The following is a 21,945-nucleotide window of genomic DNA, read 5'->3' as shown; positions in this document are numbered from 1 at the left end:
GGCCGGCGGTTGTAGCGGCTGGGACGGATCACCGCACAGGCTGAGGTCATCCAAGCACACCGCTCCCGGCGGTCGGTCCGCACGGACCCCGACCGGCCCTGCGGTCACGCCCCTTGAAAGGTCGTCAGTCATGCGCACGTTCCACGCCGCCCCGCTCGCCCCTTCCGCCCGTACCGCCCGTCCGCACGCCCGGCGACGCCTGGCGGGAGCGGTCATGGCTTCCCTCGTCGCCCTCTCCCTCACCGCGTGCCAGGACGGCAAGGGCTTCAAGGACGGGGGAGAGGCGAGCGCTTCGGGCTCCGCCGGGGTCGCCACCGCGGGGCCTGCCACCGCTGCCCCCTCGACCGCGCCCTCGACCGACGCTTCGAGTGCCCCGGGCGCCGCGCCGGCCCCCAAGACCTCTCCCGCCCCGTCGGCCGCGTCGGGCGCGGGGGAGCGTGTCCTGTGCAACGGCTCGACCACGCGGGTCACCGTGCAGCCCGTCTCGCGGCCGCTCAACCACATGCTGATCACGGTGAAGAACACCGGGTCGAAGACCTGCGATCTGACCTACCACCCCGTCCTCCGCTTCGACGAGATGCAGTGGGTGCCGGCCGCCCGGCCCGAGACCAAGCCCCAGGCCGTGGTGTCCCTCGCACCGGGCGAGTCGGGCTACGCGGGGGTCCTGCTGTCGGCGGCCGACGGGAGCGGCGAGGGCGCCACGACCGGACACCGGCTCATGATCGCCTTCCAGGGCCGCACGCCCCTCAGCGACGGCGGCGCGTCCGCGACCCCGGACCTCCCGGCCGCCGGCGTCGTCTACGACAGCTCGCTCACGGTCACCTACTGGCAGCGCAGCAGCGCGGACGCGCTCGCATCATGAGTCGACGGAGTCGACGTCGACGATGCGGCCGTCGCGCAGTTCCACGACCCGGTCGGCGAGTTCGATCAGGTTCGGGTCGTGGGTGGCGACGAGGATGGTGACGGACTCGCTGCGCACCACCGCGCGCAGCAGCTCCATCACGGAGCGGCCGGTCTCCGAGTCGAGCTGGCCCGTGGGTTCGTCCGCGATGATCAGTTCGGGGTCATTGGCCAGGGCGCGGGCCACCGCCACGCGCTGCTGCTGGCCACCGGAGAGCTCGCCCGGGCGCTGCTCGGCGTGGTCCGCGAGCCCGACCAGGGCCAGCAGGGTACGGGCCCGCTCCTCGCGCACCTTGGCGGGGACGCGCCGCAGCCGCATCGGCACACCGACGTTCTCGGCGGCCGTCAGGACGGGTATCAGGCCGAAGGACTGGAAGACGAAGCCGATGCGGTCGCGGCGCAGGGCGAGCAGGCCCGACTCGTCGAGGGTCGCCAGGTCGGTGCCGTCGAGGGTGATCCGGCCGCCGGTCGGGGTGTCGAGACCGCCGACGAGGTTGAGCAGGGTGGTCTTGCCGGAGCCCGACCGGCCCCTGAGGGCGGTGAGTTCGCCGCGTCGGACCTCGAAGGACACCCCGCGCAGGGCGTGGACGGCCTGCGGACCGCTGCCGAAGCTGTGGTGCACGTCGTCGACGACCACGATCGGGGAGCCCTCGCCGTCCCGCGGTGCCTTCGTCGCGACCGTCGCCGGTCCCTGCTCCTGGTGATGCCTCATCGTGTCTGTTCCCCCGTCGCGTTTGTCCGCGCGAGGCGCCCGGCCCCACGTCCCGTACACGCTGCCGCTGCAGCTTTCTGATCGCATTTGCGCATCTGTCGCACCAATCACGCAAGCCCCTTCCCTCTCTTGCTCACATCTGACAACATCGTCCGCTATCCGGTACCGAGGGTCCGGACGGGGGAGGAATTCAACACGTGCTCGGCTTCGTCGTGCGCCGACTGCGCGGGCGATGGCCGCTCGCCGTCGCCGTGCTGCTCACCGTACTGATCACCGCGACCACACTGACCGCGCTGACGGCATTCACCCGTGGCGTGGGCGAGGAAGGGCTCCGGCGGGCCCTGACCGGGGCGGAACAGTCCCGGACCACAGTCCTGGTCACCAGTGGCCATCCCGCCGACTCCCGCGCCAAGGACGACGCGTCCGTACGGGCCTTCGCGGACGAGGTGTTCGGGCGGCTCCCGGTGGCCTCCGAGAGCGTGGCCCGCAGCCGGTCGTACGGCCTGCCCGGTGTCGCCGCCTCCGGCCGCGACGCCGACCTGACCGTGCTCGCCGCGCTCGGCAAGGACCGCGTACAACTGCTCGCCGGCGCGTGGCCCGCACCCGTCGCCGCACCCCGCGGCGCCGGCGCCCAGGCCGCCGCGACCCAGGTGGCAGTGCCGCGCGCGGCGCTCGTCCGGCTGGGCCTGGCAGAGTCCGCGCTGCCCGCACCGGTCCGGCTGGACGACCGGTTCGGCGGGCCGCCGTTGACCGTGCTGGTCACCGGCGTGTACCGGGCCGCCGATCCGGACGCCGCGTACTGGCGCCTCGACCCGCTCGGCGGCCGCGAGGTCCAGGCCGACACCTTCGCCATCTACGGCCCGCTGCTGGTGGACGACAGCGCCTTCACCACCGGAGGCCTCCCGCAGGACCACCGCCTCACGCTGCTCACCCCGGACCTGCGTACGGTCCGCGCCACCGAGGCAGAAGCCGTACGGACCGCCACCGAGCCCGCGAGCGCCACCCTCGAACGCGTCGGCTCGCTGCGGGCCGCCACCGAACTGCCGAAACTGCTGGCCGAGCTCAGCGCCGGCACGGTCGTCGCCCGCTCCACCCTGCTGATGGGCGCCCTCCAGCTCACCGTCCTGTCGACCGCCGCCCTGCTGCTCGTCGCGCACATCCTGACCGTCCGGCAGGAACCGGAACGGGTCCTGCTCACCGCGCGCGGCGCCTCCCGCCGCCGGCTCGGCGCGCTCACCGCGACCGAGTCGCTGCTCCTCGCCCTGCCCGCGGCCGTCCTGGCACCCCTGCTCACGCCACCCCTGCTGCGGCTGTTCGGCCATTTCGGCCCCCTCGGGCGCGTCCACCTGGAGATCCCGCAGACCTGGCTGGTCTGGCCGGTCGCGGGCGGCTGCGCCCTGGCCTGCGTCCTGCTGACGACCCTGCCCTCCTTCCTGCGGGGGGCCTCGGCCGCCGTACTGCGCCGCGTGGGCAGCCGCCAGGCCCTGGTGACGGGCGCCGCCCGCTCCGGCGTCGACCTCGCCGTCCTGGCCCTCGCCGTCCTCGGCTACCAGCAGCTCGCGCAGTACGGCGGTATGGACGCCCCCGCATCCGGCGCCTCCGTCGGCGGCGCGCTCGGGGTCGACCCCGTCCTGGTCGCCGCTCCCGCCCTGGCCCTGTGCGGGGGCACCCTGCTGGTCCTGCGCCTGCTGCCGTTCGCGGCGCGGGCCGGCGGACGGCTGGCGGCGCGCGGCCGGAGTCTGGGCCCCGCCCTCTTCGGCTGGCAGCTCGCCCGACGGCCCGGCCGGGCCACCGGGCCCGTGCTGCTGCTCGTCCTCGCCGTCGCCAGTGGGATCCTGGCGCTCGGCCAGCACATCGGCTGGTCCGCGTCCCAGCGCGACCAGGCCGACTTCGCGTCCGCCGGTGGCCTGCGGATCTCCGGCAGCAGCATGTCCCCGATGGGGCAGGGCGGACGCTACGCGGCCCTGCCGGGCGGCGACCGCCTCGTACCCGTGGTCCGCCGCGAGCAGAAGCTGCCGGACGGCAACCCCGCCGACATCGTCGCGCTGGACGCCGTCAAGACCGCGGAACGCGTTCCGCTGCGCGCGGACCTGCGCGGCGGCCACGGCATGGGCGAGCTGTTCACCCCGCTCGCCGCCGGCGGCCCCGATGCCACGGCCGGCCCCGCGAGCCCCGGCGTCGCCCTGCCCGGCTCCCCGCGCCGGATCGACCTCGACGTATCGGCCCGGACCTCGGGTACGAGCTGGGCCGCCGTGAGCCTGCTGCTCCGCGACCGGTTCGGGGCGACGTACGGGACGGCCTCGGTGACCCTGCCCGTCTCCGGTGACGCCACCCTCACCTACTCCCTCGACGCGCTGACCGGCGCCCCGGTCGGCTCGGCGGCCACCCCGCTGACCCTGGCGGGGATCCGCCTCTCGTACGCCGGTGACGGCGACAACCCGGGCGACGGCAGCGAACTGGCCGTGCACCGGATCGCCGTCTCCGACACCGCGGACGGCGCCGCCACCGCCGTCCCCGCACCCTCGGCCGGCGCGGGCTGGCAGACCTCCCTCCCGCAGGGGAAGGGCCCCTCCAGGACCCCTGAGCCCGTCCCGGTCCCGGCCGGCTCCACGGACCTGCTGCGGCTGCGCTACTGGGGCGGATTCGCCACCCTGCAGGGCGTCACCACCGTGGTGTTCCCGGCTCCCGCCGCGCCGGCCCCCGTCGCCGTCCCCGCGATCGCCACCACCCGCTACCTGAAGTCCCTCGGCGCCTCCGTGGGCGATACGGTCCCCGTCACCCTGGACGGCGCCGCCGTCCAGATGCGGATCACCGCCTCCGTGGACTCCCTCCCGGTGGTCGGCCGCTCGGCGCTCGCCGTAGACCTCCACGTGCTCGGCCGGTACCTGCTGGAGTCCGTGGGCCAGCAGCCTGCCTCGCCCACCGAGTGGTGGCTGCCCGCCGACTCGGCCGCCGACCCGGTTCCGGCCCGAGCAGCGGCCCAACTGCGCGACGGCGCCCGGATCGAGCGCGTCCAACTGCGCGAGGAGATCACCGAGCGGCTGCTCGACGACCCGCTGAGCGCCGGCCCGCAGAGCGCCTTGGCCGCCCTCGCCGCCGCGTGCGCGGTCCTCGCCGCCATCGGCTTCGCGACCTCCACCGCCGCCGAACGAAGGGTCCGAGGGCGGGAGTTCTCGGTGCTGCTCGCGCTCGGTACCCCGCGCCGCTCGCTGGCCCTCGCGTCCGCCGCCGAAGGCGGGGTGCTGATCGCCATCGGGTCCGCGGTCGGAGCCGGGCTGGGCGTCGCCCTCGTCCATCTGATGGCGCCCCTGGTCGTGCTGACGCCCGCCGCCGGGCGTCCCTTCCCACCCGTGCGAGTGGACATGCCGTTCTGGCAGACCGTACTGACGGTCGCCGCCATCGCAGCCGTTCCCCTGCTGTCGGCCGCGGTCAGCGGCCCCCGCGGCCGCGACATCGCCGCCCGGCTGCGTCCCGTGGAGGAGATGTGACCACCCCGCCGACCGCGCCCCGACCGACTGCCACCGCGCCGTCGTCCGCCCCGCCCTCGTCCACAGACCGCCGGCCGGCGCCGTGGGTCAGGACCCGGCTGCGGGCGGCGCCGTTGGCCACCCTGCTCGGCGCCGCGCTGGCCTTCGTCGCCGTGCTGCTGGCCGCCGCGCTGCCGCGCGCCCAGGACCGGGGCGCCGACCAGGCCCTGCGGTCCTTCCTGGAGCGCCGCGGAGCCGCCGACACCAGCCTGCAGGTGACCGCGCCCTCCCCGGACAGCGGGCAGAGCGCCCAGGCCCTCGACGCCACGCTGGAGAAACTGCTCGGACCGACCGAATCCACCTTCCCCGTGGACCTGGAGGAGACGGTCCACGGCGCGCGCACCACCAAGCGGCAGCCGCTGATGAATCCGGAACTCTCCCGCCCCTCCGGCATACCGCCCAGCATGAACCTCCTGCACGTCCGCGAGGCGGAGACCCATGTGAAGCTCGCGGAGGGGAAGTGGCCGAGCAGCACACCCACCGCCCCCGCGCAGTCCACCACCGGTGGAACGGCGCCCCTGCAGGTCGTCCTCTCGCAGAAGGCCGCCGCGACCCTCGGCGCACGGGTCGGATCCGTCCTGATCGCCGAGTCCCGGGTGGACGCCACACCGTCCGTCGAGGTCGTCGGTCTCTACGCGGTCCTCGACGAGACCGACGACTTCTGGACGGACAACCTGGGCTGTCTCGCCCGCGCCTGCGAGCACTACTTCAACGAGAGCCTCGCCTGGGACGTCGACGCCCTCGTCGGCACCGGCGACCTCGACCGGATGAGCGCCTGGAGCCGCACCGCCGAGGACTTCTGGCGGCTGCCGGTGGACATCGGCCGGCTGCGGGCCGACCGGCTCGACGCCACGAGGCAGGACATCGCCTCCTACATCGCCGGGCCCACCGCCGCCACCCTCGCCCGGGAGACGGGCCGCCCGCGGCTGCACACCACCTCCTGGCTGCCCGAGCGGCTCGAAGAGGCCCGCGCCCGCACCCAGGCCGCCGCGCCGCTCGCCGCGATCGGACCCGCCGGGGTCGGCGGCGTCGCCTTCGTCGTCCTGTGCCTGGCCGGCGCTCTCGCGGCCGACCGCCGCGACGCCGAACTGCGGCTGCTGCTCGCGCGCGGCGGATCGCGCGCCGCCATCGTCGGCCGGCTCCTCGGCGAGGGCGCCGTCACCGTACTCCCGGCGGCCGCCGTCGCCACCGCTCTCGCCGTCCTGCTGCTGCCCACCCCCCGGCTCGCGCCCGCACTGCTCTCGGCCGCGGCCGTGGCCCTGCTCGCCCTGCTGGCCTTCCCCGTACGGGCGGCCGTACTGCTGACCCCCGCCCGCCCGGCCGGGCGGTGGCGCAGGCCCGTGGCCGAACTGCTCGTCCTCATCGCCACCGCCGCAGCCGTGGTGGAGGTCCGCCGACGCGGGGTCGCCCCGCCCGGCAGCGACCTCGACCCGCTGCTGATCGCGGCCCCGCTGCTGCTCGCCCTGTGCGGGGGACTGTTGTTGGCCCGCCTCCAGCCGGTGGTCACCGGATGGCTCGCCCGGGCAGCCGGCCGCAGCTCCGGACTGGTCGGCTTCCTCGGGCTCGCGCGAGCCGCCCGCGGCTCGGGGGCCACCGGACGCACCGGCCCCTCCGTTCTGCCGATGATCGCGCTGCTCCTGGCCATCACCACCGGGGGGTTCGGCGCCGCCGTGCTGCAGTCGGTGGACTCGTCCCGACTCGGGGTGGCCCGGCTGACCGTCGGGGGCGACGCGGCGATCTCCGCGTTCGGTAAGTCCCCGCTCCCGGCCGGGCTCGCGCAGGCCGCGGGCGAGCTGCCGGGCGTACGGACGTCCGTGCCGCTGTGGATCGACCACGACTCCTCCCTGCACGGCACCACCGTGAGATCCAGCCAGGTCACCGTGGTCGTCGCCGATCCGGGTACGTACGCGGAGCTGTCCCGGGTCCTCGGCTGCGGAAGCTTCGACCCCGCCCTGCTGGCCACCGGAGCCGGGGCCGCCGACGCCCCGGTGCCCGCGCTGTTCAGTGCGAGCCTCGCCGGACAAGCCGTACAGGGCGGTACGTACTCGGTGCAGCCCGGCGACGGCAGCGAGCTGAAGGTACGGGTCGCGGGCACGATCGACTGCACCCCGGCCCACCCGGCACGGGACGCCGCGACCGTCGTCCTGCCGACGGGAGCCGCCACGGGCCTCATGGGCGGCGCCGACCACCCGAACCGTTGGCTCGGCCTCGGTGACATCGACGGGGACCGGCTGCGCGCGCTGGTCCGCTCCAAGCTCCCGGCGCCGTCCGGGAAGCCCGCCCCGGCGCCGGCTCCGATCCCCGGTTCCGGTTCCGCCGCGGGCCCGGCCCCGCTCGACGAGTTGTACCCCGTGAGCACCAGCGCCGAGGCCGTCGACGTACTCGGCTCCGATCCGCTGCAGCGCTCGGCCGGGCGCCTTTTCTGGGCCTCCATGGCCGCAGCGGCGGGCTTCGCCCTGCTGGCCGTACTGCTCACGCTGATGCGGGCCGTCCCCGAACGCGCGGCGCTGCTCGCCCGGCTGCGCACCATGGGTCTGCGCCGCAGGCAGGGCGTGGCGCTGATCCTCGCCGAGACCCTGCCGCAGACCCTCGCCGCGGCGCTGGGCGGGGCGTTGGTGGCGGCCGGCGCGGTGGCCCTGCTGGGCCCGGCGATCGACCTGTCCACGCTGGTCGGCGTCCACGTGCCGAACGGCGTGCGGCTCACGGCCGGGCCCGTACTGACCCAGGCCCTGGGCCTGGCCGCCCTGGTCGCCGCGGCCGTGTTCGTGGAAGCGGCGACATCCGGGCGACGGCAGATCACCAACGAGTTGAGAGCGGGAGACCAGCGTTGAAAACCGACCAGCCGACGTACGAGGAGCTGCGCCGCCGGGCGACGGCCGCCGCGGACCCGCGCACCCCGGCGGCGGACGCCGCGATCGCCTGCGACCGCCTGGTCCGGATCTTCAGCCAGGACGGCATCGAGGTACAGGCCCTCCAGGGGCTGGAGCTCACGGTCGACCAAGGTGACCTGATGGCCTTGGTCGGCGCCTCCGGCAGCGGCAAGTCCACCCTCTTGAACATCCTGGCGGGCCTGGACGTCCCCACGGCCGGCAGCGCGACGGTCGCGGGCTACGACCTGCTGGACCTGTCGGCGCGGGACCGGCTGCGCTACCGGCGCGAAGCGGTCGGCTTCGTCTTCCAACAGACGGCCCGTAATCTCCTGCCCTTCCTGACGGCCGCCCAGAACGTCGCCCTGCCGATGCAGCTGAAGGGCGACAGTCCCCGCCGTGGCGCGAGCGCCCGCCGAGCGGCCAAGGTCGGGGAGATCCTGGAGGCCCTCGGGATCGGCGAACTGGCGCACCGGCGCCCGGCGGAACTGTCCGGCGGCCAACAACAGCGCGTCGCGATCGCCGTGGCGATGGCGAACGACCCCAGGGTGCTCCTCGCCGACGAACCCACGGGCGAACTGGACTCGGAGACGGCCGCAGCGGTCTTCGAGACCTTCCGGACGGTGAACAAGGAACTCGGCGTGACGGTGGTCATCGTGACGCACGACCCGATGGTGGCGGGCGAGGTCCGCCGAACCGTGGCGATCCGTGACGGCCGCACCAGCAGCGAGGTGCTGCGCCGCCTGGTCACCGACGAGCACGGCGAGGAATCCATCAGCGAACGCGAGTACGTCGTCCTCGACCGCTCCGGGCGCGTCCAGCTCCCCCCGAAGTTCCTGGAGGCCCTGGGCATGGAACACCGCGTGGCCGTCGACCTCGCCCCGGACCACATCGAACTGCGCCCGGACGGCGCCCACTGAAGCGGCGCGGCGAAGCGTCGCGCGCCGATCGGGCGGGATTGCGAACGGCTGTGGGGGATCCGGGGGATCCCCGCGCCCACCCGGCCACGTACGCGCGCCGCCTGGACCGGACTTCGCCCACCGGGTCCGTCCCCGTGGAGGACGGCCGTCAGTCCCCGCCCGGCCGGCGGTAGGGACGGTTCGTCGGATCGAGTGGTACATCGGGCGCTCCTCTTCGTTCGTCATCAGGGACCCTTCCAACATCCCACCGACCGTGACTCACCGTCATCACTCCTCGGAGCGGTCCCGGAACTCATACCTGAGAGCCACCCGCCCCCGTCCGTCGGACCGCTCATCCGTATCGGCGCAGTTCGTGGAAGAAGTCGTCGATGACGTGCAGTTGCCCGGCGTCGGTCACCGCGTCGTAGACGTGTTTGCCGATGGCGAGGTCGAGCACGCCCAGGCCGAAGGGCGAGAACACGACCGGTCGGTCCGCCGGGAGTGCCGCGCGGCCGGCCATGACGTCGTGCAGCGTGCCGGCGAGGAAGTCCCGGTTTCCGGTGAGCTGTTCGGCCAGGTGGGGAGAGGTGTCGGCCTTGAGGCAGTGCTCGACGTCGTCCACGATGTTGGTCGAGGCGAGGATGATCTCGGGCGCGAGGTCACGCAGTGACACGTGCAGGACCAAGGGGTTGTGGTCGAACCATGCCGGGTCCGGGACGTGCGGCCGACCGGCGATGGTGGCGAAGACGACCAGGTCGCCCGAACGGATCAGCTGCTCGGGGCTGTCGTGCACGGTGATGCGGGTGGTGGCGTCGTGGGTGGAGCGCAGGTAGCTTTCGAAGCCGGCCGCGCTGTCGGCACTGGTGTCGTGCACACCGATCTCGTCGAAGGACCAACCGGTCGCGGTCAGGAACGTGTGGACGTACCGGGCGATCAGACCTGTTCCGAAGAATCCGATGCGTCTCGGACGGGTCCCACGGGCCCGGATGAGCGTGTGGGCCGCAGATGCGGCCATCGCGGCCGTGCGGGTGGCGCTGATGATGGAGCTCTCCAGGCAGGCGAACGGGTAGCCGGTGTCGTGGTCGTTGAGGATCAGCACCGCCGACGCCCGCGGGAGGCCTGCCTGCACGTTGTCGGGGAAGCTGGAGATCCACTTGATGCCGTCGACCCGCGCCTGTCCGCCGATCGACGCGGGCAGCGCGATGATGCGGGCGGTCGGGCGGTCGGGGAAGCGCAGGAAGTACGACGGCGGGTTCACCGACTGCCCCGCGGCGTGCAGACGGTAGGTGTCCTCGACCAGCTCCACGATCTGCCGTTCCCGGCCCTGAAGGATGTGCTGGACCTGGGCGCCGGGGATCACTGCGAACGGGGGCACGGTGATCGGCGACGGCGACGGCGACGGCGACGGCGTCGTCGCCGTGGCCGTGGCCGTGGCGATGGTGGTCGGGTCGGTCATGGCGGACTCCTCGGTCGTGGAACGGGACACGTTCATCGCGTGCTCGCTTCGGGGGCGGCCATGGCGACGAGAATCTCGCGCGGCGGCTCGAACGGTTCCCTGCTGTGGGCGGTGCGGATGTTGTCGATGAGCATCAGATCGCCGGACTGCCACGGCTCGCGGATGGTGAGCTCGGTGTAGACCGTGTTGATCAGCTCGACGACGTCCTCGCCGATCGGGTCGCCGCCTCCGAAGCGGGTGTTGAACGGCAGGGCGTCGGCGCCGTACACATCGATGAGGTACTCCCGCACCTCGGGCTCCAGGGTCCATTCGTTGAGGAACGCGATCTGGTTGAACCAGCAGCGTCGGCCGGTGACCGGATGACGCACCACGGCGGGGCGACGCTGGCGGGTGCGCAGACTGCCGTCGTCCTGCCAGGCGGACTCGATCGCGTGGGCGCGGCAGTACTCCTCGACGGCGGCACGGTCCTCGGTGCCGAACGCCTCGGCCCAGGAGGCGCCGATGTCCTCACCATAAGTACGGGTGAGCAGCCAGCCCTCCTCTTCGAACCGCTGGACGAGTTCCGGCGGCAGCGCGTCCAGGACGGCGGCCGAGTCCGCGAGGGCCGTGGCTCCGCCCGTGACGGGTGCCGTCAGGCAGGCCAGGAGCAGGAGACCGGGTGGGCTGTGGGTGTAGCTGAGCTCGTGGTGCATGCACATGGGCTGGTTGGCCGGCCACGCGGTCGAGGAGTACACGCCGGGGCCGTACGCCTCGCGGGGGGCGAAGGCTTCCGTGTCGGGCATCAGGGTGGGGGCCAGGTCGGCGAAGACCGCACCGACCTGCGCGCTGTCGGACAGCTCCAGCCCACGTACGAGGACGGCGCCGTACGCGGTGACGAGGTCGCGCAGGGTGTGCCGGTGTTCGGCCGCCCAGGCCGCCGGATCCGCGGGCGCGGGGGCCGGGGCGTGCAGCACCGGGGTTTTGCCGGGCTGCAGGTCCATTCGGGACCCGGGCATGGGCCCAGGCATGATCCCGGACACGGGTCCGGCCGTCATACCCGTCGTGGGGACGAAGCTCGTCGGGGCGGTCGGGGCGGGAGTGGTGAAAGACATGGTCGTTGTCCATTCGGTGGTGTCGGGGGAGGGGGAGTGCGGCGGTCAGGTCGAGGCCGGTTGTGCGGTGGGGGATCGGTGGGACGCGGAGTCCAGGAAGCGGGCCAGATCGGTGAGGACCGGGTGACGGTTGACGTCCGCCGGGGACACGGCACGGTCCAGGGCGACGGCGAGCCTCACGGCCGACAGCGAGGTGCCGCCCCGGTCGAAGAAGTTGTCACGCCGGTCGATCCGGTCCTGCGCAATGCCGAGCACCGTCGCCCACGCCGCCGCCAGCCGCAGTTCGGCGGCCGTACGCGGACCTTGGACCCCGTCCTCGACGGTGTCCAGTTGCGCGGCCAGAGCGGTCAGGGCCTTCCGGTCGACCTTGCTGTTGGCGGTCAGCGGGAGGCTTTCCCGCCAGTGGACGGCCGAGGGGATCATGTACGCCGGTAGCGACGCGCCCAGCCGGTCCAGCAGGACGTCGGTTCCGAGCGGCTGCGAAGCGGTGTAGAAGGCCACCAGATGGCTGCTGCGGTCGGGCCGTTCGTAGACCACCACAGCGCTGTCGCGCACCCCGGGCGCCCGGAGGAGGGTGCTTTCGATCTCGCCGATCTCGATGCGGAATCCGCGGATCTTGACCTGGTTGTCGCGGCGGCCGAGGAATTCCAGCTTGCCGTCGGGCAGCCAGCGGCCGACATCGCCGCTGCGGTACAGGCGGCTGCCCGCACGGTGCGGGTCGGCGAGGTAGGTGGGCAGGGTGAGTTCGGGGGCGTTGACGTAGCCACGGCCCACGCACACCCCGGAGAAGGCGATCACCCCGGGCGCGCCGAGCGGCACCGGGCGGAGGTGCTCGTCGACGACGTAGAGGTGCACGTTGTTGACGGGCGGGCCCAGCGGGACCCGGTCGCCCTGCGGTGCGCGGTCCATGACCTCGTGGTTGGTGTCGTCGCTGGTCTCGGTCAGCCCGTAGGCGTTGACGAGCCTGATGTGGGGCTGGGCGGCGAACCAGCGCTGCGCGAGTTCCCGCTTCAGCGGTTCGCCCGTGACCGACACGAACCGCAGGTCGGGCAACGCCCGGGGGTGCTGTTCGAGATGGGACACGACGACGTCGAGGTAGGAGGGGACGACCTGCAGCACGGTGACCCGGCCGCGGGAGACGGTGTCGACGAACCGGGCGGCGTCGAGGATGGTTTCCTGCTCGATCAGCAGGGTCCGCCCGCCGACCAGCAGCGCGGCGAGCAGTTGCCACAGTGAAATGTCGAAGCACTGGGGCGCGGTCTGGGCGACCACCTGCCCTTCGCCGATCTCGAGGTCGTCGATCTTGGCGTAGAGGTGGTTGAGCATGCCCTGGTGTTCGCACATCGCGCCCTTGGGTTCGCCCGTCGAACCGGAGGTGAAGTAGATGTAGGCCAGTTGGTCGGGCGCGACGTCGATCCCGAGGTCGGCGCCGGAACGCTCCTGGTCGTCAGCGGTGTCGACGAACAGCGTCCGGACCGTGGGCCGGGAGGCGAGGGCCTCCCGGAGGGAGGCGCCGGCGGCGACGGTGGCCGGCTGTGTGACGACGAGATCGCATCCGGCACGGGCCAGCATGGCCTTGATCCGTTCGGCCGGCAGGTGCGGCTCGATGGGCAGGTAGACACCGCCGGCCTTGAAGACGGCCAGGACTGCGGCCAACCAGTCCAGGTTCCGCTCCATGGCCACCGCCACCACCCCTTCACGGTGCAGCCCCTGGGCCCGCAGAGCGCGGGCCAGCTGGTTGGCCCGGGTGTTGAGCTCCTGGTAGGTCCACTCACGGTCGCCGTACTGGGCGGCGACGTCGTCCGGGTGCCGCCGTACCCGTTGCTCGAACAGCTTGTGCACACGGCGCTCGGGCAGTTCGCGGCGCGGTCCGGCAAGCCCGTGGACCTGGAAACGGACCTCCTCCTCCGACAGCAGGCTTCGCACCGCATGGTCGGCATCGGGGTCGGCGACCATCGACGTGAGCGCGGCGAGGTGATATCCAGCGATCCGGGCGGCGCAGTCCGCGTCGAGGACGTCGGTACGGTGGCGCAGCCGCAGCATCAGCCGTCCGTCCTCGTGAGGGGTGATGCCCACCCACAACGCGCTGTCGGCGGCCGTGCGGACGTCCGCGCCGGTCGGGTCCAGCACGGTCTCGAAAGGCGGTTCGACCAGGCCGAGTTCGCGCCTGAGGTCGTCAAGCGGGAAGTCCTGGTGCGCCAGCAGTTGCGTGACGGTGCGGTGGGTGCGCCCCAACAGGGTCCGCCACGAGCCGGGGCCGATCGTCAGCGTGCACGGCAGCGGCCGGTCTCCGGCAACGGCGACATAGCCGGTGGTGACCTCCTGCTCGCCACTCAGCGCGGCCAGTACCTTCGCGTGCGCGGTCAGCAGCACGCGGTCCAGCGGCACCATCAGGTCGTCCGCCAGTCGGCGCAGTGCCACCGCTCGGGCCGACGGGATCGCTGCCTCGTACTCGGCCACGCCGGCGACCGGTACCCGGGTCCAGCGCGGGAGGGGGGTGAAGCCGCTGCCGGCGGCGAGGACGCCGTGCCAGAACTCTCTACCGGGGGATGCGTCGAGTGCCATGAGGATCTCTCCGTGTTCGTACCGATGGGGATGAGGGCGGGATGGTGGTCGGATGGGATGGGATGGGATGAGATGAGATGGGTGTCGGACCGTGGTCAGACCTCGCCGAGTGGCCGGGCCGGGTTTCCGCCCCAGACGGCCCCGCGCGGGACCTCCTCGCCCTTCATGAGGAAGGAGTCGCAGGCGAGTTGGACGCGGTCTGCCAACGTCACGCCGTAGTGGACGAACGCGCCGACCCCGAGGGTGCAGCCGTCACCGATGACCGTGCGGTCGGACTTGAAGGCGCCGTCCTCCTGCGAGTGGCACTGGACGACGGTGCCCGCGTTCAACGTGCAGTCGTCCCCGATGGCGACGAGCGTGCGCTCCGGCAGGGAGCAGCCGTCGTCGAAGAGCCGCTTGCCGATCCGCGCACCCAGCAACCGCCAGACGACGTTCTTGAACGGGGTTCCGTCGAAGACCTGTGCGTAGTCGATCGACGCGATCTTCCAGAAGCGTTCGTGCCGCCAGAAGGACGACTCGTAGATCGAGCAGTACACCGGTTCCTGGGCCTTGAATCCCGTGGTCGCCCGTTCGATCAGCGCGAAGTAGACGACGGTGAACAGCAGTGAGAGGACGGCGTCCAGCGCGATCGCCGAAGCGCCCAGCGTGGGGTACAGGGCTTTGGCACCCAGTGCGAGAAGGGTCATGGCGAAGACATGGATCCAGCGCGCCGCCAGGTACAGCCCTGCCGTGACGGCGTTGTGCCGGTTCTTGGCCGCCAGGTGACGGTGCAACTCGCCTTCGCTCTCCAGGTCCTGGAACCGGGTGTCCCTCATCACCGTGCGCGGAATGGCGAAGGGAGGCGATCCCAGCAGACCCGTGTTCTCGCGTACCTCTCCGTCGATGGGGACCATCACCTTGGTCGCCAGCAGACAGTTGTCACCCGTCCTGGCCCGCGCGGGATAGGCGATGCGGTTGCCGAGGAAGCTGTGGGCTCCGAGCGTGACCCGGGACAGCCGGAATGACGTGTTGGAGAATTCCGCGTTGATGAGTGACAGGCCGTCGGCGACCATCGTCCTGGTGCCCACCGAGCTCAAGAACGGGCTGTCGTGCTTCACCTCGGTACCGAAGTTCGAACCGGTCTGTGCGACACGGGACAGGTCGTAGCCGAGATAGCGCAGGTAGTGGACGATCGCGGAGCTGTCTCCGAACAGCGCCGTGAAGAACTTCCTGTTGGTCAGGAACGTGATCGCCCGCTGCAGACCGTAGTGGAAGCCGTAGAGCGGATAGTCCGTGTCCGGCTTGACCGCCGGACCGAGCAGGCGCGGCACCGTGCCCTGGACGAGGAGCCCGGCGACGGCCGCGCCGAAGAACAGGACGAACGACGCGGCCAGCGCATCCCGGTAGAACGTCCCGCTGGTGAACGCGGACGTCACGCCCCCACGCGGTGTGTTCAGCTCCGGCAGGGCGGCCAGCAGCAGGGTGACGCCTCCGGTGGTCAGCGGCAGGTACACCAGCAGCAGGGCGAGCAGCTGCCCGATGCTGTAGTGGATCTTCCGGGTGGTGGAGCACTCGGCGGCGGCGGTCGTACGGAAATCCGTGCCGGTGGGTTCGGCGGGCGACCCGTGGCGGCGCTCACCGGCGGGGACGGTCTGGCCGGCGTGCAGGCTGGAGGCGTGCCCGAGCTGGGACCGATCGCCCATCGAGGTGTGGATGTCGAGCACGGTCTGTTCGCTGACGAGGACGTCCCTGCCGAGGGTGACGGGGCCGGTCTGGATGAGACCGTCGTGTGCCCGGTAGCAGGAGAGGAGCGCATCCTTACGGATCACCGTTCCGTCACCGATCGTGAGCAGATCAGGGCAGGCGGGTAGGTGCGTGGAGAAGATCGCGACGTTGCGGCCGATGCGCGCGCCCAGCGCCCTGAGGTACACCACGTACAGGGGCGACGCGACGAACAGCCGGGCGGGGCTCGTCCGGATCAAGGTCTTGACCAGCCACCAGCGCACGTAGCCGAGGCTCCAGACGGGGAACTCGCGGGGCGTGAAACGGCCTATGAGGGTCCACTTCGCCGCGACCGGCACCAGGCACAGTCCGGCGAAGCCCGCGCCGCCCGCCGTCACGGAGCGGAGGTAGACGTCGAGCACACCCGTGCCGGCGCCGACCCACTGGAGGCCTCGGACGACGGCCAGGGCGGCGAGGTACGAGTAGCCGAGGAACAGCGAGAACTGCAGCACTGCGCAGAGCAGGTACTGCCCGGTGCCCGCGCGCTTCACGGTCCGGCGCGCGGAAGCGGCTACCGGCGTCGACGCCGGCACGGGCGGGGAAACGGATACCTGGCCGGCCGCCGGCGCGGCCGTGGGGGCAGTGGCGGGCACGGCAGCGGTGAGGGCGGCGGCCAGGCCGTCGACCGTGGGATGCCGATAGACGTCCTTCATCGACACCGGCGGCAATTGCGCGCGCTTCCTGGCCCGGGCGCAGAACCGCGCCATCACCATCGAATCGGCGCCCAGATCGTCGAAGAAGTTGCTGTCGCCCGACACGTGTTCCACGCCCACGACATCGGCCAGCACTTCTGCCAGCACCTCTGCCAGGAGCCGTGCGGCCTCGGCGTCCGGCCCGCCGGCGGGACCACTGGCGGGACCACCGGCGGGTGGTGCCGGATTGTCGGGCGGACCGGCTGTCCGGGCATCGATGGAATTCCTCAGCATGTGAGCTCCGCGGTCGGGATGCCTCTCGGCATCGATCGTTTTCACTGCCGCTCCCGCGGGGCGGAAACGCTTCGGTTTCGACCGTCGCTGGTGCGGGTGGGTGAGTCGTCGTCCTGCGTCCGCGAAAGGCCATGAGCCTGCGGGTGAATTTCGTGGTGCATCCCCTCCAGTACGGGGCATCGGCACGGACCCGTCACGCCACTGAATCTCGTAGCTTGACGCCACGCACTCATCGCGTTAAGCCGACCCTCGGGGTGCGGCGAAAGCGGTCGGCCTGGCGACCCCGTCGAATGTCAAGCCCCGAAATTCAGTGGCGTGACAGAAAAGGGGGCAGCCCGCGTACTGGAGGAGTCCCGAAAGGCTCACCATGTGCGAGGCCTTTCCCGAGTCGCTCCCGCACGGGCCAGTGGCAGTGAACGTCGCCGTGAGCGCATTCAAGGAGGCGACCGTGACGGTCATATCAACCCCTCAGGAATACAATCAGGAAGACCTCTACATCGACCTCGAGGCGATCACCGGGCACCAGCTGTTCCTCAAATGCGAGGGATTCAACTTCGCCGGGTCCGTCAAACTCAAAGCCGCGACGGCAATGGTCGAGGCGGCCGAACGCGATGGCCTGCTCACCCCTGATTCGATCCTGGTCGAATCCTCTTCCGGCAACCTCGGCGTGGCCCTGAGCGTGATCGCGGCCAGCAAGGGCTACCGGTTCGTGTGCGTGACCGATTCCCGCTGCAACTTGTCGGCCCGGTTGCTCATGGAAGCCCTCGGAAGCCAGATCCACATCGTCACCGACCCCGCCCCCGTCGGCGGCCTGCTCGGCGCACGGATCGACCACGTCCGGGCGTTGTGTGCCTCCGACGACCGTTACGTATGGCTCAACCAGTACGCCAACCCCAACAACCACATGGCCCACTACCGCACCACCGCGCCGGCCATCGCCCGTGCCTTCCCCGACCTCGACGTCCTCTTCGTCGGAGCCGGCACCACAGGAACCCTCATGGGGTGCGCTCGCTACTTCCGCGCCCGGCACCGCCGGGTCAGGATCGTCGCGATCGATACCGAAGGTTCCACCACGTTCGGACACACGCCCAGCCGCCGCATGATCCCCGGCCTCGGCACCAGCATCCGCCCCCCGCTGCTCGACACCTCGTACGTCGACGAGGTGGTGCACGTCAATGAACTCGACACCATCCGCACGTGCCACCGGCTCGCCCGGCACGGCTTCGTCTTCGGCGGCTCGACCGGCACGGTGGTCAGCGGCGCGACCCAATGGCTGGCGCAACGGGAAGAGCCGGTGACCGCCGTCGCCATCGCCCCTGACCTGGGTGAGCGATACCTCGAAACCGTCTACCAGACCAACTGGGTGCAAGATCTGTACGGAGGGGACGCGCTGCAGCCCCGCGCGGTCGCCGTCACCGGCCCGACCGTCTGACCCCAGCCGCGCCTGCGGTCCGCACCAGGCCGAGGCGGCAGCAGGGGGGAGTGGGGAAGAGGGAGCGGGGAAGGGGAGAGAGGGGAAGGGGAGAGCGAGGAGGGGGAGGGGGTCACTGCGGGGCGACGGCTCCGGAGTCCGGTGTCTGCTGGAGTCCGGACGCGTCGACCGCCTCGAAGTCGGATCCCTTGAAGGCCTTGAGCCCGTCGAGCTGGGCGTTGTCCCAACCGGCGTTCTCCTCGCCGGTGATGTACCAGGGCGAGCCGTTGTCCGCGACGATGGCGCCGTACTTCTTCAGCGCGTCGGCCACGGCCTTGGCCTGCGGGGCCAGCCCCGAGGTGTCCACCGAGCTCTTGAGGCGCAGCCGCAGCCCCATCGGCGGCAGCGAGCTGTCGGCCGCCGAGCCGGCCTGGTGCCTCGCGGGCCAGACATAGCTCCGGTCGGAGCGCGGCACGGTGATACGGATCGCGTGGTCGATCCGCCCGCCGGCCGCCTCCTCGTAGCGCGCCAGGCCGGGGAGGATGGCGAGGCCGGCGGCATCGGCGGAGGTCCACCCGTCGGGTCGCAAGGCGTTGGACCGCAGGTCGAAGATCGCTCCCGAGCCGGCGTGCCAGGCGTTACCGCCCTGCCGTTCGGCGTCGAAGAGCTCGTAGGACTTGCACAGGGCCTTGTCCCAGACGACGACGTGCCGGTCCCCCTCGCTCGCCGGACCGTTCTCGACCCTGGCGTCCGGCGGGATCCGGTAGCCGGACCGGTCGCTCTCGTCGGCGTAGTCCAGGGACACCTTCGATTCCGGCACCGTGGTCTGCGAGACGGTGATGGGGATACCGAAAGGCCGGCCCTCCACGAGACCCGATCCGAAATCCGGATGAAGGGGCTCGGTGGCACCGATCGAGGCGATGTATCGGTCGGACTTCGGGTGTACGGGTAGTGCGTCCACGGGAGCGTGCCAGAAACTGTCCGACGGCGCGGTGGGGCATGCGGTGGCTTTCGCGCCGGGATCGGCGGCTCCGGACAGCAGGCACACGGCGGTCACGGTGACGACGGTGGCGATGGTGGGGATCGACCTGTGCGGGCGCAAGCCCATGACGCGCTTCATTGGCATCGGTTTCTGCCTTTTCGGTCGCTTGTGTCCAGGTTAATGCCGGGGTGGACCGGGTGCCCGGCCCCTGGGGGGTCGCCTCGTCGGCCGCCCGCCGGTGAGAGCTGCGTCACTGCTGCCGGTGGTCGGCCAGGGGTGTGGAATGCGCCACTTGTGGGGGTCGGTGGCGAAGAGGTCGATCCGCTCGGCGGTCGTGCCGATCCCACGCAACCCGCACGTGGCCAGCACATACGCCGGTTCCGGCCTGTTTTCCGCGTCAACCGCGCAAGTATCAACAAATAGGACAAAAAGCAGCGTTTCTCTCACAACTCCCTTTGCGGTCATAAGTGACTTGATGGTGTGTCAGCCCCCCACGTGCGGGACATAATCGGCCCCGGTCGTCTCCGGAAGCACTGGAGCCATCGGGACACCGCTCGACCTCCCAGGCGGATCGCCGCACCGGACCGACCCTCAAGGCGCTGTACATGTCCCTGGCCCGCCGCACCCGACTCGCGGCCCTGCTCGCCGCGTTCTCCGTCGGCACCGCCGGCGTGACGGCCTGGGCCTACGAACACGACACCGAGCGCCCGCAGCCGGCCCCCGCGGCGGTGATCGCCGCGAGCGTGACCGAGGGCTCCGCCCTCCAGGTCGTCGCGCACCCCGACGACGACCTCTTCTTCATGAACCCCGACCTCAGCCGCTCCATATCGACCGGCATCAAGGTCACCACCGTCTACCTGACGTCCGGCGAGTCCGACGGCAGGAACGAGGCCCACAGCCCGCACCTCCAGGACGCCGCCGGTCCCGCCGACCGCGCCGCCTACGCGGAGGCCCGGCAGAACGGCATACGCGCCGCCTACGCGCAGATGGCCACCGGGGACCGTGCGAGCGCCTGGCAGCGCAAGGCCGTACCCACCGCCGGCGGCGGCAGCGCCGAGGTGGACGTCCTGGTCGCCCGCCCCGAGGTCAACCTTGTGTGGATGGAGCTGCGCGAGGCCCGCAGCATCTCCGGGGACAACCCGGAGAGCCTGCGTGGCCTGTGGGACGGCCGGACCCCCACCCTGGGAGCCCAGCTGACCTCCGGGACGCCGGTCAAGGACTGGTTCTCCTACACCAAGGACCAGGCCGTGGCCGCCATAGCGGGCGTGTTCGAGCAGTACCGGCCGACGACGATACGGACGCAGGACCCGACCCCCGGCCGGGCGGACGGCGGCGGCGCGTTCCTCGACCACCAGGACCACGTGTACGGCGCCCGCTTCGTGCAGGCCGCCGCCGAGCGCTACGCCAGGACCACCGACCGTCCGCACTTCTCGGTCCAGAACTACGTGAGCTACCCGAACAGCTCACTGCCCCCGACCCTCGACCCGCAGACGGCCGAGGAGAAGCTCGGCTACCTCAAGACCTACGCCTGGACCGACCACCAGGACTGGTGCGGCAGCACCGCCGGCTGCGGCGACCGCAAGACCGCGACCCGCCCCACCGGCGCCGGCTGGAACCAGACCATCCGCTACAGCCGTGGCGACGGCACCTCCTGGATGACCGAGGGCGTGTCCGGACGGCTGTGGGCCTTCGCCGCGCTGGACGGCCGGATGGCGTACTGGTCGCGCAGCGGCCCGCAGGCCCTCTGGCAGGGCCCCGAGTTCCTGCCCGGCGAGGGCATCGACTCCGGGGTGGCGGCCGTCCGCCTCTGGGACGGCAGGATCGGCGTGTTCGCCACCCGCACCACCCTGGGCGCGACGCCCCAGGAGTACGGCAGGGAGATCGTCTACGCCGTCCAGGGCGCGGTCGACGGCGGGTTCGGCCCGTGGCGGTCGCTGGGCACCCCGGACACCGTCGACAGGTCCGGCACCTCGGCGATCAGCGGCCCCTCCGTCGCCGTCGACGACGAGGGCCGGATGACCGTGTACGTCCGCGACTCCCGGCGGACGCTGCGCGCCAGGGCGCAGGAGACCCCGGGCGGCGACTTCGGCGACTGGCGGACGCTGGGCGGCTCCGGCCTCCAGGGCGATCCGGTCACCGCGACCGACGCGTCGGGGCGCCGCCACGTGTACGCGGCCACGGCCGGGTCCGTACTGGCCTGGGTCCAGCCGGCGCCGGACGCGCCGTTCGGCGGCCCCGTACCGACCGCCCTGCCCCAGACGACCGGAGCCCTCTCCGTGCGCCCGGAGGGCGACGGCGTCCGGCTGTTCTTCCGCCGGCCCGGCATCGGCACCGTCGCCACCAGCCTGGCCCGCGCGGGCGGGCCCGCGCCGGAGTTCTCCCCGGTCGCCGAGGCCGGCGGTCTCGGCGGCTACGGCGCCGTGGGCATAGCGGGCGACCTCCTCGCCGGCCGGGCGGGCGCGGGCACGATCGGCGTCGCGGCCACCGACGGTCCGCAGCCCTGGCAGGAGTCCCAGATGCTGTACACGGGCGCCCCGGCCGCAGTGGCCGAAGCGGCCGGCACGGCCGTCGCGGCGGCGCTCGGTCTGGACGCCGATCTGCACGTCATCACGACGGTCCCCGCGAGCGGCGCCGAACCGGCCGGCAGCCGGACCCCCGCCCCGTGGCACCGGGCGGTCCAGCCGTGGACACTCGCGCAGGCCGGCCGCCCGGGCTCGGCCGTCGCCGGGGCACAACCCCCGCGCTGACCTGGGCCTCGGCCCCGGTCCGCCGAGTGGCAGCGGGGAGCGGGGCGGGTGAGGATGGCAGCCGAGCACCTCGCGCAGCCGGAGCGGCCGCACGCGGACCG

General features: G+C 72.2%; 12 protein-coding genes. 6 read left to right on the top strand and 6 right to left on the bottom strand.

The features are described from left to right. Positions 1–130: 130 nt before the first annotated feature. Positions 131–862: a DUF4232 domain-containing protein gene (locus tag BCL76_RS13920; RefSeq protein WP_375137914.1), complete on the top strand. Its 732-nt coding sequence runs from the start codon at positions 131–133 to the stop codon at positions 860–862. Here BCL76_RS13920 and BCL76_RS13915 read toward each other — a convergent pair. Further along, the gene (locus BCL76_RS13915) at positions 857–1,612 is read right to left on the bottom strand and encodes an ABC transporter ATP-binding protein (RefSeq protein WP_109779785.1); all 756 of its coding nucleotides are present in this window, start codon (positions 1,610–1,612) and stop codon (positions 857–859) included. The two genes, BCL76_RS13920 and BCL76_RS13915, sit on opposite strands and share 6 nt — an antisense overlap. A gap of 197 nt (positions 1,613–1,809) precedes the next feature. Between BCL76_RS13915 and BCL76_RS13910 the strand changes: the two genes are divergently transcribed. Genes BCL76_RS13910 through BCL76_RS13900 form a run of 3 tightly spaced genes read left to right on the top strand, consistent with a single transcriptional unit; the run spans position 1,810 to position 8,926 of the window. Continuing rightward, positions 1,810–5,100 carry an ABC transporter permease gene (locus BCL76_RS13910; protein WP_109779784.1) on the top strand — a complete coding sequence of 1,097 codons (3,291 nt, stop codon included), beginning with the start codon at positions 1,810–1,812 and terminating at the stop codon, positions 5,098–5,100. Next, on the top strand, positions 5,097–7,970 hold the full coding sequence (locus BCL76_RS13905; protein ID WP_146228375.1) for a hypothetical protein: 2,874 nt from the start codon (positions 5,097–5,099) through the stop codon (positions 7,968–7,970). Before BCL76_RS13910 ends, BCL76_RS13905 begins: the two co-directional genes overlap by 4 nt. Then, positions 7,967–8,926, top strand: coding sequence for an ABC transporter ATP-binding protein (locus BCL76_RS13900; RefSeq protein WP_109779782.1), 960 nt, complete (start codon positions 7,967–7,969; stop codon positions 8,924–8,926). Before BCL76_RS13905 ends, BCL76_RS13900 begins: the two co-directional genes overlap by 4 nt. Positions 8,927–9,257: 331 nt before the next feature. Here the strand turns inward: BCL76_RS13900 and sbnB are convergent, their stop codons facing one another. From sbnB to BCL76_RS13880, 4 genes are all read right to left on the bottom strand, one after another. Continuing rightward, positions 9,258–10,361, bottom strand: coding sequence for a 2,3-diaminopropionate biosynthesis protein SbnB (sbnB, locus tag BCL76_RS13895; RefSeq protein ID WP_258309632.1), 1,104 nt, complete (start codon positions 10,359–10,361; stop codon positions 9,258–9,260). Positions 10,362–10,393: 32 nt separating this feature from the next. Next, the gene (locus tag BCL76_RS13890; RefSeq protein ID WP_375137913.1) at positions 10,394–11,356 is read right to left on the bottom strand and encodes a TauD/TfdA family dioxygenase; all 963 of its coding nucleotides are present in this window, start codon (positions 11,354–11,356) and stop codon (positions 10,394–10,396) included. A gap of 141 nt (positions 11,357–11,497) precedes the next feature. Beyond that, the gene (locus tag BCL76_RS13885) at positions 11,498–14,017 is read right to left on the bottom strand and encodes a non-ribosomal peptide synthetase (protein ID WP_109779779.1); all 2,520 of its coding nucleotides are present in this window, start codon (positions 14,015–14,017) and stop codon (positions 11,498–11,500) included. Between the two features lie 95 nt (positions 14,018–14,112). Continuing rightward, positions 14,113–16,704 (bottom strand): Pls/PosA family non-ribosomal peptide synthetase, encoded by a 2,592-nt coding sequence (locus BCL76_RS13880; RefSeq protein WP_181382542.1) that lies wholly within the window; start codon positions 16,702–16,704, stop codon positions 14,113–14,115. A 448-nt stretch (positions 16,705–17,152) separates the two neighbouring features. On the opposite strand from BCL76_RS13880, the gene sbnA reads away from it, so the two are divergent. After that, positions 17,153–18,136, top strand: a complete 984-nt coding sequence (gene sbnA / locus BCL76_RS13875; protein ID WP_109779938.1) for a 2,3-diaminopropionate biosynthesis protein SbnA — start codon at positions 17,153–17,155, stop codon at positions 18,134–18,136. 112 nt (positions 18,137–18,248) lie between these two features. Here the strand turns inward: sbnA and BCL76_RS13870 are convergent, their stop codons facing one another. Continuing rightward, the gene (locus BCL76_RS13870) at positions 18,249–19,223 is read right to left on the bottom strand and encodes a hypothetical protein (protein ID WP_109779777.1); all 975 of its coding nucleotides are present in this window, start codon (positions 19,221–19,223) and stop codon (positions 18,249–18,251) included. A 479-nt stretch (positions 19,224–19,702) separates the two neighbouring features. Between BCL76_RS13870 and BCL76_RS13865 the strand changes: the two genes are divergently transcribed. Then, positions 19,703–21,844 carry a PIG-L family deacetylase gene (locus tag BCL76_RS13865; RefSeq protein ID WP_109779776.1) on the top strand — a complete coding sequence of 714 codons (2,142 nt, stop codon included), beginning with the start codon at positions 19,703–19,705 and terminating at the stop codon, positions 21,842–21,844. Positions 21,845–21,945: the final 101 nt, after the last annotated feature.

Origin of the sequence: Streptomyces sp. CG 926, from assembly GCF_003148825.1 — a bacterium.
Lineage (GTDB): Bacteria > Actinomycetota > Actinomycetes > Streptomycetales > Streptomycetaceae > Streptomyces.
The sequence above is the reverse complement of the archived record's forward strand: the minus strand, read 5'-3'. Positions and strand labels throughout refer to the sequence as shown.